The sequence below is a fragment of the Photorhabdus cinerea genome (genome assembly GCF_011189575.1).
Taxonomy (GTDB): domain Bacteria; phylum Pseudomonadota; class Gammaproteobacteria; order Enterobacterales; family Enterobacteriaceae; genus Photorhabdus; species Photorhabdus cinerea.
In genome coordinates this window covers 235,492-248,534 of record NZ_PUJW01000001.1, presented here as the reverse complement: position 1 = coordinate 248,534, position 13,043 = coordinate 235,492, and the positions used below count along the sequence as shown (strand labels likewise).

The 13,043-nt window shown below is 47.9% G+C and carries 21 protein-coding genes and 1 pseudogene; 16 read left to right on the top strand and 6 right to left on the bottom strand.

Annotated features, from left to right (window positions below):
- Nucleotides 1–145: 145 nt before the first annotated feature.
- From C5469_RS01110 to C5469_RS01100, 3 genes are read right to left on the bottom strand one after another with little or no spacing between them, the layout of a single operon-like run.
- Entirely contained in the window at nucleotides 146–2,569 is a 2,424-nt protein-coding gene (locus C5469_RS01110; protein ID WP_166301157.1) for a primase-like DNA-binding domain-containing protein, read from the bottom strand.
- A 3-nt stretch (nucleotides 2,570–2,572) separates the two neighbouring features.
- Nucleotides 2,573–2,974 carry a hypothetical protein gene (locus C5469_RS01105; protein ID WP_166301154.1) on the bottom strand — a complete coding sequence of 134 codons (402 nt, stop codon included), beginning with the start codon at nucleotides 2,972–2,974 and terminating at the stop codon, nucleotides 2,573–2,575.
- Nucleotides 2,967–3,134, bottom strand: a complete 168-nt coding sequence (locus C5469_RS01100; protein WP_166301151.1) for a hypothetical protein — start codon at nucleotides 3,132–3,134, stop codon at nucleotides 2,967–2,969. Before C5469_RS01100 ends, C5469_RS01105 begins: the two co-directional genes overlap by 8 nt.
- Nucleotides 3,135–3,216: 82 nt before the next feature.
- On the opposite strand from C5469_RS01100, the gene C5469_RS01095 reads away from it, so the two are divergent.
- Complete coding sequence (locus C5469_RS01095; RefSeq protein WP_038196713.1) at nucleotides 3,217–3,399, top strand: YlcI/YnfO family protein; 183 nt, start codon at nucleotides 3,217–3,219, stop codon at nucleotides 3,397–3,399.
- A gap of 212 nt (nucleotides 3,400–3,611) precedes the next feature.
- Here the strand turns inward: C5469_RS01095 and C5469_RS01090 are convergent, their stop codons facing one another.
- The 3 genes and pseudogenes from C5469_RS01090 to C5469_RS23405 all read right to left on the bottom strand — a co-directional run bounded on the left by C5469_RS01090 (nucleotide 3,612) and on the right by C5469_RS23405 (nucleotide 5,541).
- Nucleotides 3,612–3,875 carry a helix-turn-helix transcriptional regulator gene (locus tag C5469_RS01090; RefSeq protein WP_051870627.1) on the bottom strand — a complete coding sequence of 88 codons (264 nt, stop codon included), beginning with the start codon at nucleotides 3,873–3,875 and terminating at the stop codon, nucleotides 3,612–3,614.
- A gap of 299 nt (nucleotides 3,876–4,174) precedes the next feature.
- Nucleotides 4,175–4,711, bottom strand: a pseudogene (locus C5469_RS01085) (tyrosine-type recombinase/integrase); the annotation flags it as partial.
- Nucleotides 4,712–4,935: 224 nt separating this feature from the next.
- Nucleotides 4,936–5,541, bottom strand: a complete 606-nt coding sequence (locus C5469_RS23405) for an XRE family transcriptional regulator (protein WP_242689348.1) — start codon at nucleotides 5,539–5,541, stop codon at nucleotides 4,936–4,938.
- A gap of 182 nt (nucleotides 5,542–5,723) precedes the next feature.
- Between C5469_RS23405 and C5469_RS01075 the strand changes: the two genes are divergently transcribed.
- From C5469_RS01075 to C5469_RS01005, 15 genes are all read left to right on the top strand, one after another.
- Complete coding sequence (locus C5469_RS01075) at nucleotides 5,724–5,963, top strand: helix-turn-helix domain-containing protein (protein WP_166301148.1); 240 nt, start codon at nucleotides 5,724–5,726, stop codon at nucleotides 5,961–5,963.
- A 2-nt stretch (nucleotides 5,964–5,965) separates the two neighbouring features.
- Nucleotides 5,966–8,002 (top strand): Mu transposase C-terminal domain-containing protein, encoded by a 2,037-nt coding sequence (locus tag C5469_RS01070; protein WP_166301145.1) that lies wholly within the window; start codon nucleotides 5,966–5,968, stop codon nucleotides 8,000–8,002.
- 17 nt (nucleotides 8,003–8,019) lie between these two features.
- A complete protein-coding gene (locus C5469_RS01065) occupies nucleotides 8,020–8,913 on the top strand; it encodes an AAA family ATPase (protein WP_166301142.1) in 894 nt (297 codons plus the stop codon).
- Nucleotides 8,914–8,923: 10 nt separating this feature from the next.
- Complete coding sequence (locus C5469_RS01060) at nucleotides 8,924–9,199, top strand: hypothetical protein (RefSeq protein WP_166301139.1); 276 nt, start codon at nucleotides 8,924–8,926, stop codon at nucleotides 9,197–9,199.
- Between the two features lie 13 nt (nucleotides 9,200–9,212).
- Nucleotides 9,213–9,419 carry a hypothetical protein gene (locus C5469_RS01055; RefSeq protein WP_166301136.1) on the top strand — a complete coding sequence of 69 codons (207 nt, stop codon included), beginning with the start codon at nucleotides 9,213–9,215 and terminating at the stop codon, nucleotides 9,417–9,419.
- Nucleotides 9,420–9,442: 23 nt separating this feature from the next.
- Nucleotides 9,443–10,081, top strand: coding sequence for a DUF3164 family protein (locus C5469_RS01050; RefSeq protein ID WP_166301133.1), 639 nt, complete (start codon nucleotides 9,443–9,445; stop codon nucleotides 10,079–10,081).
- Nucleotide 10,082: 1 nt separating this feature from the next.
- On the top strand, nucleotides 10,083–10,295 hold the full coding sequence (locus tag C5469_RS01045; RefSeq protein WP_166301131.1) for an ANR family transcriptional regulator: 213 nt from the start codon (nucleotides 10,083–10,085) through the stop codon (nucleotides 10,293–10,295).
- Entirely contained in the window at nucleotides 10,276–10,464 is a 189-nt protein-coding gene (locus C5469_RS01040) for a hypothetical protein (protein ID WP_166301128.1), read from the top strand. Before C5469_RS01045 ends, C5469_RS01040 begins: the two co-directional genes overlap by 20 nt.
- A gap of 93 nt (nucleotides 10,465–10,557) precedes the next feature.
- Nucleotides 10,558–11,094: an HD family hydrolase gene (locus C5469_RS01035; RefSeq protein ID WP_166301125.1), complete on the top strand. Its 537-nt coding sequence runs from the start codon at nucleotides 10,558–10,560 to the stop codon at nucleotides 11,092–11,094.
- 74 nt (nucleotides 11,095–11,168) lie between these two features.
- Entirely contained in the window at nucleotides 11,169–11,396 is a 228-nt protein-coding gene (locus C5469_RS01030) for a hypothetical protein (protein WP_166301122.1), read from the top strand.
- A complete protein-coding gene (locus tag C5469_RS01025; RefSeq protein WP_166301119.1) occupies nucleotides 11,386–11,622 on the top strand; it encodes a hypothetical protein in 237 nt (78 codons plus the stop codon). Before C5469_RS01030 ends, C5469_RS01025 begins: the two co-directional genes overlap by 11 nt.
- Nucleotides 11,615–11,836 (top strand): hypothetical protein, encoded by a 222-nt coding sequence (locus C5469_RS01020; protein WP_166301116.1) that lies wholly within the window; start codon nucleotides 11,615–11,617, stop codon nucleotides 11,834–11,836. Before C5469_RS01025 ends, C5469_RS01020 begins: the two co-directional genes overlap by 8 nt.
- 8 nt (nucleotides 11,837–11,844) lie before the next feature.
- Nucleotides 11,845–12,378, top strand: coding sequence for a gp16 family protein (locus C5469_RS01015; RefSeq protein WP_166301113.1), 534 nt, complete (start codon nucleotides 11,845–11,847; stop codon nucleotides 12,376–12,378).
- Nucleotides 12,378–12,605, top strand: coding sequence for a hypothetical protein (locus C5469_RS01010; protein ID WP_242689347.1), 228 nt, complete (start codon nucleotides 12,378–12,380; stop codon nucleotides 12,603–12,605). The genes C5469_RS01015 and C5469_RS01010 overlap by 1 nt, the downstream gene beginning before the upstream one ends.
- Complete coding sequence (locus tag C5469_RS01005; RefSeq protein WP_166301111.1) at nucleotides 12,587–13,039, top strand: Mor transcription activator family protein; 453 nt, start codon at nucleotides 12,587–12,589, stop codon at nucleotides 13,037–13,039. Before C5469_RS01010 ends, C5469_RS01005 begins: the two co-directional genes overlap by 19 nt.
- Nucleotides 13,040–13,043 lie beyond the last annotated feature (4 nt).

Below are 13,043 nucleotides of genomic sequence, written 5' to 3'. Positions count from 1 at the left end.
CATTTTTTTACATTAATGAAGAGAATGTATAGTAGTGTATAGCTAAAAAATAACTATACACCTATTATTTCCCTTTAAATACAGATAGATATTTAAAATAGTGCATGGAATGCAGACCTAAACCTAAAAATTTTATACAGCAGGCTTAATTGTTTCGTAACTCAGGCACAGACGGTAGCCACTCTTCTGCTTCTTCGGATAATTCAACGTTATAAGAGTAACCTTTATTGGTTCGCACTTTTCGATACTCCTTGCGGTACTCCAGCATAATTTTGGGAATGGATTCGCCAAACTTGGTTAGCGTCAACGGACGTTCAAAGCCGTGCGCTTCCATAAAAGACAAATAAGCATGATACAGATACAGCCTCGGTGCGCGTGGGCTGATATTCTTATTGCCCATCTTCATCCCAGTAGCTTCATTGACAGACACCAGATAACCGCAAAAGCGATACAGCGGATCGGAATTGCTTTTCACCGTTAACGCTTCATTAGAATCGCGTTGCGCCTGTAGCAGCTTTTTAGCCTTATTCTGGTCGGCAAATTCGCTTAACAAATGCCGAATAATCACAGGCAGTTCCCGGCTGATTTTCTCCGGCAATTGTGGGTCTTTCTCGGATTCTTTGACCGGAATATTAAACGGGAATATCACCCTACGCCGTGCAATCCCGCCGTTACGTTCCGTAAAGCTCATCGGCTCGTTATTGGTGGCTAATACTACCGCTTTAATGACTGTAGAAAATTGCTTCTCATATTTTCCGTCAACTTCAATTAGGTCGCCGCCTGTAATCGCCTTAATGCCTGCCCCTTCACCCACATATTTAACTTGATCGGGTAGCGTAATCAGGCTTTTCCCGACAAATTGATAGCGGCCTCTGGCTTCATCCAATGCTCTCATATTGCCACTGGCTGTATTATGCTCTCCTGCCAATAGTGTTGCTATATAGGTAAAGATACTTTTACCGCTACCACCTTCGCCCGTCACTTCAATAAATAGCTGCCAGTCATAGCGGTTTGCCAGGATCATAAACAGGGCGGCTTTGATGCGATTCATTTTGTGTTCATTGCTTCCCGCCGCATGGGATAGCCAACGGTAAAAATCAGGAGCATGATCCGGCAAATTTTCACCGATAGCAGGCGGGGTGAATGTAATGCCGTTATGGTTCATTAGCCAATGTTCCGGCTGATGTGGGGTAAATTGTTGTGTCGATAATTCATATACACCATTACGAAATCCGATTAAATCCTGCCGCTGTTCGCCGATAACCGGCACTTGTAATTTCATGGCACAGATAGCGTTGTTGATCCCGTTCGGGCTGTAAGGGGTTTCGTGCTGGTCAAAGATTGCCACCATTGCGCGACGCAACTCATTATCTGATACGGTCTGCCATGTCGTTCCGTTAAAATGGTAAACCATATCACTTTCTGGATTGACCGCGACCTCGCCATAGCGCTCGACCACCAACGCCCCGCGCTGACTGGCTGCCATTTGTGCCAGATTGTTGTTGGCTTTTTTTGGCTTCGATTCGTGGATCACCGCTTCTGCTTCCATTAGTCTTTTCTCCCCAACCTGATATAACCCGTTATTAAATGCCTGCTTTGCTGCCTCAATGCCGTGATGCTGGCGATAATCGTCCCAATCGACTTTCAATGCCGTTGACGGTAGTGTTACCCAGCCACTAATCGCTATAGCGGCCTTCTCTGCCGCAATCTTGCCAACGTTCTTTTTCAGCCTGCCGTTTTTGTCCCGTTCGTCCGGCTCGTGCCAGTCATTATCAGCAGCAATAATGATTTTCGCATCTGGCCACTGAGTTCTGACTAGCTCGGCAACTATAGATAAATTGCTTTCATCAATCGCCGCCAGCACGACACCTTTATGTAATTGCCTGACCGTTAAAGCAGTGGCGTAACCTTCGGTGATGATGAAAATGTCCGGCGTTCCGGTAATTTTGGATAAGGGGATAAAGCTGCCTTTCTTCTGCGTACCGGAAACAAGGCGCTTTTCCCCGTTCGGCTTGATGGTCTGAGCGCCCGTGATTATGCCGTCAAGCGTCTGAGTCACCAGCAATAGCGAGCCATCTTTCAATAGCCGTTGATTGGGGCATTGCAGCCCCTTTTTCGCCAGATATTGAGATTTCCCCGTGACAGAGGTTGCCACCAATGCCGCGATACGTTCCGCAATAAGTTTCACTGTTCGAGGCTTTTCTTTGGCGGGCTTAGGTTCCGGTAAGGGCAGTGCCAATGCGCCCGAAACCAACTTAGCCGCTGCAAAAACAGTGATCCCTTTAGCTCTTGCCACTAAATCCAACCCATCACCGTGATTCGGCTGGTCACACTGGCGACAATGCCAGTCACCGTTATTGTTATCATCCATAAAATGAAAACGATCAGTACCGCCGCATATCGGGCAAGCACCATGCTTACCCTTCGCGGGAACACCAACGCCACAGGCTGGCAAAAGGTTTTGCCAGTGATTTATGGCTGATTTCTTCACCGTATGGATAAAATCTATCGGGCGGATTACTTCGTTGTTTTTGCGGCTGTTATATCCATGTGAAGAGGTTTTTTTCATGATTTATTCCTCATAAACAGCCGCTTGAAGCGCGTGATAAACTTCCTGATTGATATCACAGGCCAGTGAAATTAAATCATGTAATTCGGTTGAACAATTATTGCTGGTTTGGTCGAGAATGATGTTAAATAAAGAGATCCCCAACCCCGCACGGTACATTGCCTGATCTAATGGAATAGATTGCTTATGCATGGAGTAGCTCAGCAATTTCAACATTAATGGCTTCGGTGAATGTTTCAAAAGCGCATGCTGAACTTCCTGATTAATATCACGCGCCAGTGCAATCAAGTTATTTAAGTCTATTGAGCACTCGCCCTTAGATTTTTCGAGAATGAATGTAAATAAAGACGTTGCCAAACTCGCACGATATACCGCCTGTTTTAATGAGATAGGGTTATCACGCATGGCTTACCTCCTGAATAGAAATAAGAGGCATAGAGGGAATTTCAGATAAACGGGCTTTGCCCTTTCCGGTTGGGAAGGTATATTGGTACATAGCTACCTCGATACTATCGTTATCGTTGGTGGTTAGATGCCTCGTTGGTGTTCCAGCACTACGAGGCATTGTTATTTTTACATTCAAGGATTGCTTTGATAAAATATGGTAGTTACCATACCTGAACTCATTATAACGGCGGTAGTTACCAATGCAAGAGAAAAAAGAAAAAAAATCATTCGATCGCTCAGGCAGCACAATGAAGCACATTCGCTTCGAAGATGAGCTACTTGAGCAAATAGATTTTGTTGCAGGAAAAGGCAACTTTAGCGCATGGGTTAAAGATGCCTGCCGTGAAAAACTCCTTAATTTAGGAATTGAACCAAAAGGTTGAATTGAGTAAATTTCATTAACTAGGCTCACCAATTTATTTATTCTATAAAATAAAAAGTTAATCATTTTAAGGGTAGCTTTCACAAGGCTATCCTTTTCTTTTGTTACCCAACTAACCATTTTATAAATGGTTGAAATATTATTTTCCTGATTTTTGGCATAGAAAACCCCATCACGGTTATTAGCCATGCTTTTCGTTACCATCATTTTTATTTACTGTGCTTTTTTCTGGTTTTCGGGTGGTTGAGTGTATTTTTTCATTACATCATCTTCACCGCGAGATTCTGCGATACGTTGAGCTATCCAACCATCAACTTCTGATTCAATAAAAGCTATTGAACGAGACCCAATTTTAACCTGTCTAGGAAACTTATCTTCCCCAATGAGCCTGTAGATCCATGCTTTACTGTAACCGGTTCTTCGTTGGACTTCTGGCAAGCGAATAAAATTTTCTTTAGATTCGGTAATTGCTGGCATATAAACCCCTTGTTAACTTGTCCATATTTGATGTTTCTAGACGTGATTAGAACAGGGATAATTAAACCGAAGTCATAATGTGAGATCATCACATTAGAATAGTAATTTGCTTCATACAAAGAATGTATTATGTCTGATAATTTTAATATTTAACTATTTTTAGTTAGAAATAACTATCGGTAGGAGATATGCCAGCCCGTAGAGGTGTACGGATTTTCGGGAGCGACCCTAGGCATAGCTTTATTCTTTAACGTCTTGGGTAGTCTGCTAAAGGCAATTATCGCTTTCTATTCATACAGCTAAGCTCGTTTCTTAAATTTGCCCTGCACCACATTTTCGCCCTGTCCGAGTACATCCATATAGTCGGCATACCATTGCAGCATTTCCCGACGACCATCTAGATATTGGGCGTGGTTATAAGTTCCTCGGATGCTGTTCTTATCAACATGCGCAAGTTGTGTCTCAATCCATGCAGTGTTATAGCCCTGTTCATGCAAAACTGTACTCATGGTATGACGGAATCCGTGGCCTGTTGCCCTTCCATCATAACCAATACGTTTAAGAACCTGATTAATGGCGGCTTCACTCATTGGCTTACTTGCATCATTCCTGCCATGAAAAGCAAAGTTAAATCGGCCTGTGATCGCTTCCAGCTCTTTCAGCAAGGTCAAAGCCTGTTCGGAAAGGGGGACGATATGAGGCCGACGCATTTTCATGCGTTCTTGTGGGATTTCCCAAATTGCTTTATCGAAATCAATTTCTGCCCAAGTAGAGGCTCGCAGTTCTATTGTTCTTAATCCGGTAAGTAAAAGTAATTTGGTAGCGATTTGAGTAATCTTTGTGGGGAGGTGATCAATTCTGCATTAAATAAAAAGATAGGGATTTGGCCGAAAGGCCTTGATATGATTGAGGTATAGGGGGAAGAGGCGATTTTGCACTATTCAGCGAGAATTGATAATTTTTGTTATTTTATGCGTTTAATTCTGCACTGTTTTGATCGTAGTTTGATAATGTTTAAACAGCATTTACAGGGTGATTGAATAAATATCAAATATCATAATCACCCTGCATTTTTATTTACCGCCTGAACGATACCAGTTTCAGGTTCCACGCTCCTTTCATCATTGCTAATGCGGCGCAAAATCTCTTTGTCCATCGCTTCATCACCAGGCAACGCAATCCTAATTGCTTGCTTTAACGTGTCTCTAATAGGCAAGGAATTGATAGCATCCTCAACATCTTGTTTTACTTGAGGTGTTTGTGTCATTGTTAATAATCCCTCTACACCTTTTCGGTGAATTAATCTCAATAACTCATTGATATCTTTGGCAGATAACGATTCAAATACATATTGCCATGCAGTAGATAACTGTTCGTCTTTCTTTTGCTCCATAAATGACAAGGAGTCTTTTCTGCTTGTGATTTCAGATGTACCTGCGGCGATCCACTCTACGCTCACTTGCTCCACTTGTGATATCTTTAGTGCCACATTGAGCGATGGCTCTGTTCCTCTTGTTAAGTAATTGTTTAACGTAGAAAAAGACAACCCCCAATCTTTCGCAGCAGCCCTAATACTGCGATCACCTATCAGTTGCTTTAACCTTCCTGCAATACTTTCCTTTGTCGGCTCGACAAAGGAAACTTCAGCTATTTTCTTTCCATTCATTTTCTTTTCTTTTTACATGTTGATTTATAAGGGAAAAATAAGATTAACTTTGACTTGATTCACATGTGAGAAAAGAAAGTGATTTTTTTGCTTTACATGACTCACTTGTGGATCAATACTGTATCCAGACGGATAACCCCAGCGGATTATCCGCGTGGATAATATTTTAGGGTAGTCGAAATATGAATGGAAATGAAGTGGTAATTCCCGTTGATTGGCATCGCATTGATATTGTGGCGGCTATACACAAAGCAGGTTTCACAATGAGAGCACTTTCAACCTCGGCAGGGTTAGCCCCTGACACATTAAAAAATGCCTTGGCTCGTTCTTATCCCAAAGGGGAGCAAATTATTGCGGATGTTCTGGGGACGACACCGGAACATATTTGGCCCAGTCGTTACTCATACAAACGTAGGATGTGATTATGTTTCTGACAGCGAATGAGTTAATAGGATTGCCTGCATTGCCCGGTTCGGTTCAGGGGATGCGTATGGCATTGAACCGGTTAACCGGGGATAACCCTGGGTTTGTTCGCCAGCGTCAGGGAAGTAAGGCGATGGAGTACCATATTGATTGTTTACCGGATGCCGCACGGGAGGCAGTACGCCGCCAGTATTTTGCGGCCGTACTGGCGCAGCCCGTCAATCAGGATGCGATCAATACCCCGGTTGCGCAGCCCGTGAGTCCGTTGGATGAATTGCAGTTAATGCGCCAGTGCCCGGCATTATTGTCCCGCGAACTGGCCACACTGACAGCACAGCAACGGAACGTCGCAGATGCCCGCGCCCTGCTGGCGCTGGAAGTTTTGAACTTACGTGATGCGGGCATGTCCCGTTCGGCGGCGGTGCAGTATCTTTCTGACGGGTCACGTCAGGGCACGCTACCCAGTGCGTTACAGTCGGCCGCCGATTGCGCCAATGCCCGCAAGGGGCGCCGTCGTGGTGTCGGAACCCGTGCCTTGCAGGAGTGGGTCACGATATACCAAAGCACCAATAATGGGGATGAGCGACTGGCGCTACTGGCACCCGGCCATAATAAAGAGGTGCGGCCAGAACACGTGCAGTGGTTTCCTATGTTCCTGTCGCATTATCGTAATGTCAATGGCCCGTCATTACAGGCTGCCTACCGCAGCTTCTGCGAGGAATGGCAACAGGTCTATGCTGACCAGCCCGCCATGCTGGAAACGCAGCCCTCATATGATGCCGTACGACGGGTGATGGCAAAATTACCGAAACGGGAGAAAGCGCGCGGCAGGCTCACCGGATCGGCTGCCCGTGCGCTGGAAACCTACCAAAAACGGGACTGGTCACAGATGCCGGTGAATGGTTGCTGGATCAGTGACGGTAAGAGTTTGAACCTGAAAGTGGCGCACCCCATTCACGGGCGTCCATTTACCCCGGAACTGACGTTAGTGATTGATGGCCGTACCCGCTATGTGGTTGGCTGGTCGCTGGATTTATCCGAAAGCACGATCGCCGTGGCCTCAGCATATCGTCATGCCATGAAGCATCACGGCAAGCCGCTGTTCGTCTATTCCGATAACGGCGGCGGCCAGACCAACAAAACGCTGGATGCCGATATTACAGGGATTTTCCCGCGCTTAGGCATCCGCCATATGACGGGGATTCCGGGCAACCCGCAGGCTCGTGGGATTATCGAACGCCTGAATGCGGTGATCCCCCGGCGCATCGCCCAGAAATTCCAGACCTATAACGGGTTAGGTGCTGACCGTGAGCATGTCCGTTTGACCGATCGCCGGATTAACTCCGCCGTGAAGGCACTGGAAAACCAGCGGGAACTGAATGCCGTCCAACAGGCCGCGCTGGCAAAACTGCCGTCATGGCAACAGTTGCTGGATGCGATTGAGGAGGAAGTTGAGCGTTACAACACCCAGCATGAGCACAGCGAATTGCCAAAACACAATGGCCGCCATCTGACCGCAGCGACGTACCGCCGTGCCGTGCTGGAGACCGAGGGGGATGAAATCGAATATCTGACCCAAATCGAATTGCGTGAGATGTTTATGCCCGAAGTTCAGCGGAGCGCCCAGCGTGGCTGGGTCGAGTTCAACAACAACCAGTATTTTGCTGAGAATCTGATCCAGGTGGACGGTGAGAGTGTGCGCGTGGCGTATGACATTCATGATGCTAATGAGGTCATCATCCGCAAAATGGATGGCACCTATGTTTGTACCGCTATCTGGAACGGTAACCGGGTGGCCGCCGTGCCAACCACAGCAATGGCGCAGGCTGTTGAGGCGCGACGCAATCGCCGCCTGGCGCGGGTTGAAGATAAGCGCCAGGAGATTGAGGCCGAGGCGCGGCCTGTCCTGGAATCCACGCCCTTGCCGGACTTTGGCGGATTTATTCCAGCGCCAGAAAAAACAGCAATACCGAACCGCAGCTATTCCTTCCTGCAAACGGAATTTGAGCAGCATATGAAAGATGCAGGCAATTACTAATATTTTAGGGGGTTATGATGTCTCTTGTTCAAGAACTGACGGAATTAATGGACGAAAAATGCTTTTCTCAGGCGCAAGTTGCGCGGGGCATTGGTCGCAGTACTGCCATGATTAACCAGTATTTACAGGGTAAATACAACGGTGATACCGCCACGCTGGAAAACCAACTGCAACAGTTTATCCGGCGTGAACGTGACCGGGCAAAACTCCGCCAGATTGTTCCTGAATTTATTCCAACCTATACCGCACGTAAAGGACTTGAGGTGATCAGGTTGGCGCATATGGACGGTGAAATCAACGTTATCTATGGCGATGCGGGCATGGGGAAAACGATGGTCATGCGAGAGTATGCCCGAACCAATGCGGATGCCATTTTGATTGAAACTGACCCCGGCTACACCGCCCGCGTGATACTGGAGGAACTGTGCAATCGTCTGGGTGTCAATCGTCGCGGCAACCTGCACGACATGAGCGAGGCGTGCATCACTGCCCTGCGTGGATCTGGGCGAATTATCCTGGTGGATGAAGCGGAAAACCTGCCGTACCGCGCACTGGAAACCCTGCGCCGTATCCATGATAAATCCGGTGTAGGTATCGTTCTGGCGGGCATGCCTCGCCTGATACTCAACCTGAAAGGCAAGCGCGGCGAGTATAAGCAGCTTTATAGCCGTGTCGGTTTTGCCCTGCCAATGGGGGACAGCCTGCCGGAAGCGGACATTCAACAGATTGCCAGCAGCCTGTTGCCGGAGGTTGACGGGGATGATATCCGTCAGGCGTTGTTTAAGGCGTGCAAAGGGAACGCGCGGCGGCTGTTTAAATACCTGCGGGGCGTGTCCCGTGCCAGCCAGTTGAGCGGGCAGCCCGTTGACGTCGGCATGATTAACGAATTCTCAAAAATGCTGATTAATTAATGAGGCACATATGTTAATTGATTTGGATACCCAAAATAGCCAATTGTTGTCCGCATTGATTCAGGCGGAATCGGTGGTCACCGCGTTATCTGAGCGGGGTATCACTGTCCTCAGTGTGATGATGCGGGATAACCGCCCCCGTATCCACATTGCCCGTCACGCTTACTGTGAGCAGTTGATCCGTGAGGGTCAGGCCGCTTATCTGCATTTTGGTCAGGGGCAGTTTAAACAGGGGATTTTTAATCAGGGTGGTTGTCAGGTTTATTGGTCGGAATCTTTACATTAAGGGGCGCAATATCATGGCAGTAAAAATTGAGATCTTAATTACCAGTGAGTCGGGGGAATTGCGGCATGAGCTGCAAGCAGGCGCAGCCGTTGCCGGGGAATTCACCCACCAGGAATACCGTGCAGCCGAAAGTTTGTACAGTGCGATTGGTGAATTGCTTAAGAACCATAGCGAAGGTTTGGTCATGCATCAGGCCGCCACACAACATAATCTTCACTAACTTTAACGTAATCAGGAAAAAACATGTCAACGAAAATACAACAATTTACTAAAAAATCCGCACCGGACGGCTATTGGATCGATGCGAAAGGGGTGTTGACTCCGGTGGAAATCATCAAAGAAATCGACTTTGAGCGTGACGCGCTGGTAGGGGAGCTTGTGCAGATGGCTTTTCGGGCGAATGAAGTGCTCGAAGAGCTTAAATTACGGGGATTTGCGGATATACAGGCGTTTGTTGATCTCTCTGCCGAGAAGTACGGCGCAGTCAAAGGCGGCAAAAAAGGCAATGTCACGCTGTATTCCTACGATGGGGACTACAAAATCCAGCGTGCCATGCAGGACAGAATTGCCTTTGATGAACGTTTGCAGGCAGCCAAGACCCTGATTGATGAATGTCTGGCAGACTGGACGGAAAATGCCCGCCCGGAAATTCAGGTGCTGATTAATCAGGCCTTTATCACCGACAAAGAAGGCGACATTAACACCGGGCGCGTGCTGGCTCTGCGTCGTCTGGATATCGACGATGAGCGCTGGGGGAAAGCCATGATGGCCATTGGTGAAGCTTTACAGGTGGTGGGCAGTAAATCCTATCTACGGGTGTATGAGCGTATCCGGGATACTGACCAGTACCGCCCCATTGCTCTCGATATCGCGGGGGTGTGAGATGGCCGGACGCAATCACTATGCTGCCTACTCATCCGTTGCCGCCCATGCAGAACGCAATACCGATTATCTGAATGCAGCAATGCTATGGGATAACGCGGCGCATTATGCCCGCAGCGCAATGGCACGTATCTGGGCAGAACGGCGCTGCGCATTTTGTCAAAACGCCGCCACCAGGGAATGGGGAAAGCCGGATGAAAGCGCCGCAGTTTAACCAGCGTTTCCCGATAGGGCACTGTTTTATCTATCAGCCTAACCGGGTTTTACGGGGCGGCCAGACCGTCAGAACGATTGAGCGGGCGCAGGACTTAAATAATATGACCGTGGTGGAAATCAGTACCGAACCTTATTTAGTCCGAATTGAACATTTAACACCGGCTTAATGTAACAAACTAAAAATTAAATACTTTTTAATATGGCGTAAATCTGCCAGGGGTTGGTTTACGCCAAAATTCAGCTAAATTAATGAGGAAGTTATGTCTTATTCTTATATTGTGACCCGTACAGGACGTCATTTGAACTATTCCAATGTCACGCCTGCTGATATTGATATTCGTGATATTGCGCAGGGTCTGGCAAATGAATGCCGCTTTAACGGCCAAATCCAAAATTTCTATTCTGTTGCCCAGCACAGCATTTACGTTAGCCAGCTCGTTCCGCCTGAGTATGCGCTGGAAGGTCTGTTGCATGATGCCGCAGAAGCTTACTGTAAAGATCTCCCCAGCCCACTCAAGGCTCTGCTGCCCTCCTATCAGGTTATTGAACGGCGTATTGATGCCATTATCCGTTTGAAATTTAATCTGCCAGTCCTCACTAGCGATGCAGTCAAGCACGCTGACTTAGTGATGCTGGCGACAGAACGCCGCGATTTGGATGTTGATATAGCGGGAAAGCCCTGGCCTATCCTGACGGGGATTTGCGCCAGTGACGATATCGCCATCATGCCACTCACCCCACCACAAGCCTTGTCTGCTTTTATGAACCGTTACCATGAATTAACGGAGGCGTTATGAATCCACGTCACCAATGCACAGCGTGCGAGAAATTCAAATCGGTTGATCGTTCCGCGTTGTCAGTGGGCGACCGCGTGACCTTTACTCACACAACCCGCCGGGAAACCCGCAACCGTATCACCTACCAGATGAAAACCGTCAAGGGGCGCATTCAGCAAATACAGGGTGAACAAGTGGCGGTGCGTTCCGGCAAGAAACTGTATTCGTTACCTCTGAGTGCTGTTAATCCGGCAGGCGCACCCTCAGCACTCTTCTATGCCATGGTGGGAACCTGTACGTGTGGGGGCAATAATGAGCATTGATTTAGCATTATTAAAACAAGAAATTGTTGACTGGCATGATGTTGCCAATGAGGGCTGTGATTTATTAATCGAGCATGCTGATAAGAAGATGGATTTTCAAATTGGCAAAATTTTTCAATGTAAAACTCCCGAAGAACAACGTGCATTCAGAGTCGGCGTTCTTCTTGCAAAGGCTCAATTTAGGGATTTGCCCTTCAAGACAGAACAGGAGGAAGATCATGATTAAACAGCTTTCACTGGTTGCCGCCATTGCGATAGAAATTAGCAACCAGCACCCCGGCACCACCCTCAGTCAGGCGCAATTAGCGACCATCATCGCCGCGGCCAATAATATTTGTGCGGCATTTGCACAACCTGAAATCCCAGAGCGCGATCTCTGTGATAGCTGTAATGACTGGCCACGTGGCGGCTGCCATTCCGGCTGTGTGGCCTATAAGTGAGGTGATTTATGACCAGTCAACAGCTTATTCGCCTGATTCATATCGCCAAAACCCAACTCAAATTGGATGATGAAACCTACCGGGCGGCGCTGGTTGCCGCGACGGGCAAAACATCCTGCCGCGGTCTGTCTCATCTGGAATTGAAAACGGTCTATGATGTGTTTGTCGAACGTGGATTTAAACGCCGTTTAAAACGTGAATATCAACGGGTTAAACCCGGTTTAAAGGGGCAGCCGCGAGCGCCTGAAATTGCCAAAATCCGGGCTATTTGGATCACCATGCACCAACAAAAATTTGTGATTGACGGTTCTGAAACGGCGCTGAACCAGTTTGTCCAGCGCCAGACCGCCAAAATCAATGGCGGTGTTGGTGTGGCCGAAGTGGGCTGGCTGGATGAATCACTGGCCTGTCAGGTTTTGGAGTCCCTGAAACAGTGGCACGGCCGGCTCATGTTGGGCGTTATGCATGTGCGGGGTCAGCACCTGCCGGAACGGCGGGGATATGATGCCCTGTGTGATGCATACAATAGGGGGAAATCCTGATGAAAATTGGTCGCTGCCCCATTTGCCATTCTGATTTTCACCTGGATGCCGTACTGGAGGATGATGCCGCCCGTCAATTACTGGCAAAACTGGTTGATTTGCCCGCAGGTTGTGCCCGTCATCTGGTTGCGTATATCGGGTTATTCCGCCGGGAGCGGAATAACCTGTCCAATAGCCGGGCGTTGAAACTGGCGGAAGGTGGTGCAGAATGGCTAAAGAACCAATAGCACTGGAACATGTCCAACAATTATTGCCGGAGTCGCTCCGGCATATTGCCACCCTGATCGGTTATCCCGCAACGTTGAAACTGATTGAGACATTCGGCGGCACCACTTTCCCATTCAGTCAGGGAAAGCACCCCCGTGGGCATCATCGCCAGAAAATGCTGGCGAACGCCATCGGAGCCGCCGCCGCGGACTGTTTGTCACAGCATTTTGCTGGGACGGAAGTGTACATCCCCAATGCTGCGGCAGCCATGCGGGAATGGCGTAACCAGCGGTTTTTATCGGAGTTCAACCAGTTGCTCAATGACGGGAATTCGGCATTGATGGCAATTTCCAAACTGTGCCCTATATTTGGTTTTAGTGATAGACATGCGTGGTCACTCTTATCGCGTTACAAATATTCTGATACGCTAAATCATCAATGTAATTTGTTTTAAACGG

Bases quoted from the DNA above. Each gene is read 5' to 3' on its own strand.
- C5469_RS01110 (WP_166301157.1), bottom strand. From the start codon at position 2,569: ATGAAAAAAACCTCTTCACATGGATATAACAGCCGCAAAAACAACGAA.
- C5469_RS01105 (WP_166301154.1), bottom strand. From the start codon at position 2,974: ATGCGTGATAACCCTATCTCATTAAAACAGGCGGTATATCGTGCGAGT.
- C5469_RS01100 (WP_166301151.1), bottom strand. From the start codon at position 3,134: ATGCCTCGTAGTGCTGGAACACCAACGAGGCATCTAACCACCAACGAT.
- C5469_RS01095 (WP_038196713.1), top strand. From the start codon at position 3,217: ATGCAAGAGAAAAAAGAAAAAAAATCATTCGATCGCTCAGGCAGCACA.
- C5469_RS01090 (WP_051870627.1), bottom strand. From the start codon at position 3,875: ATGCCAGCAATTACCGAATCTAAAGAAAATTTTATTCGCTTGCCAGAA.
- C5469_RS23405 (WP_242689348.1), bottom strand. From the start codon at position 5,541: ATGAATGGAAAGAAAATAGCTGAAGTTTCCTTTGTCGAGCCGACAAAG.
- C5469_RS01075 (WP_166301148.1), top strand. From the start codon at position 5,724: ATGAATGGAAATGAAGTGGTAATTCCCGTTGATTGGCATCGCATTGAT.
- C5469_RS01070 (WP_166301145.1), top strand. From the start codon at position 5,966: ATGTTTCTGACAGCGAATGAGTTAATAGGATTGCCTGCATTGCCCGGT.
- C5469_RS01065 (WP_166301142.1), top strand. From the start codon at position 8,020: ATGTCTCTTGTTCAAGAACTGACGGAATTAATGGACGAAAAATGCTTT.
- C5469_RS01060 (WP_166301139.1), top strand. From the start codon at position 8,924: ATGTTAATTGATTTGGATACCCAAAATAGCCAATTGTTGTCCGCATTG.
- C5469_RS01055 (WP_166301136.1), top strand. From the start codon at position 9,213: ATGGCAGTAAAAATTGAGATCTTAATTACCAGTGAGTCGGGGGAATTG.
- C5469_RS01050 (WP_166301133.1), top strand. From the start codon at position 9,443: ATGTCAACGAAAATACAACAATTTACTAAAAAATCCGCACCGGACGGC.
- C5469_RS01045 (WP_166301131.1), top strand. From the start codon at position 10,083: ATGGCCGGACGCAATCACTATGCTGCCTACTCATCCGTTGCCGCCCAT.
- C5469_RS01040 (WP_166301128.1), top strand. From the start codon at position 10,276: ATGAAAGCGCCGCAGTTTAACCAGCGTTTCCCGATAGGGCACTGTTTT.
- C5469_RS01035 (WP_166301125.1), top strand. From the start codon at position 10,558: ATGTCTTATTCTTATATTGTGACCCGTACAGGACGTCATTTGAACTAT.
- C5469_RS01025 (WP_166301119.1), top strand. From the start codon at position 11,386: ATGAGCATTGATTTAGCATTATTAAAACAAGAAATTGTTGACTGGCAT.
- C5469_RS01020 (WP_166301116.1), top strand. From the start codon at position 11,615: ATGATTAAACAGCTTTCACTGGTTGCCGCCATTGCGATAGAAATTAGC.
- C5469_RS01015 (WP_166301113.1), top strand. From the start codon at position 11,845: ATGACCAGTCAACAGCTTATTCGCCTGATTCATATCGCCAAAACCCAA.
- C5469_RS01010 (WP_242689347.1), top strand. From the start codon at position 12,378: ATGAAAATTGGTCGCTGCCCCATTTGCCATTCTGATTTTCACCTGGAT.
- C5469_RS01005 (WP_166301111.1), top strand. From the start codon at position 12,587: ATGGCTAAAGAACCAATAGCACTGGAACATGTCCAACAATTATTGCCG.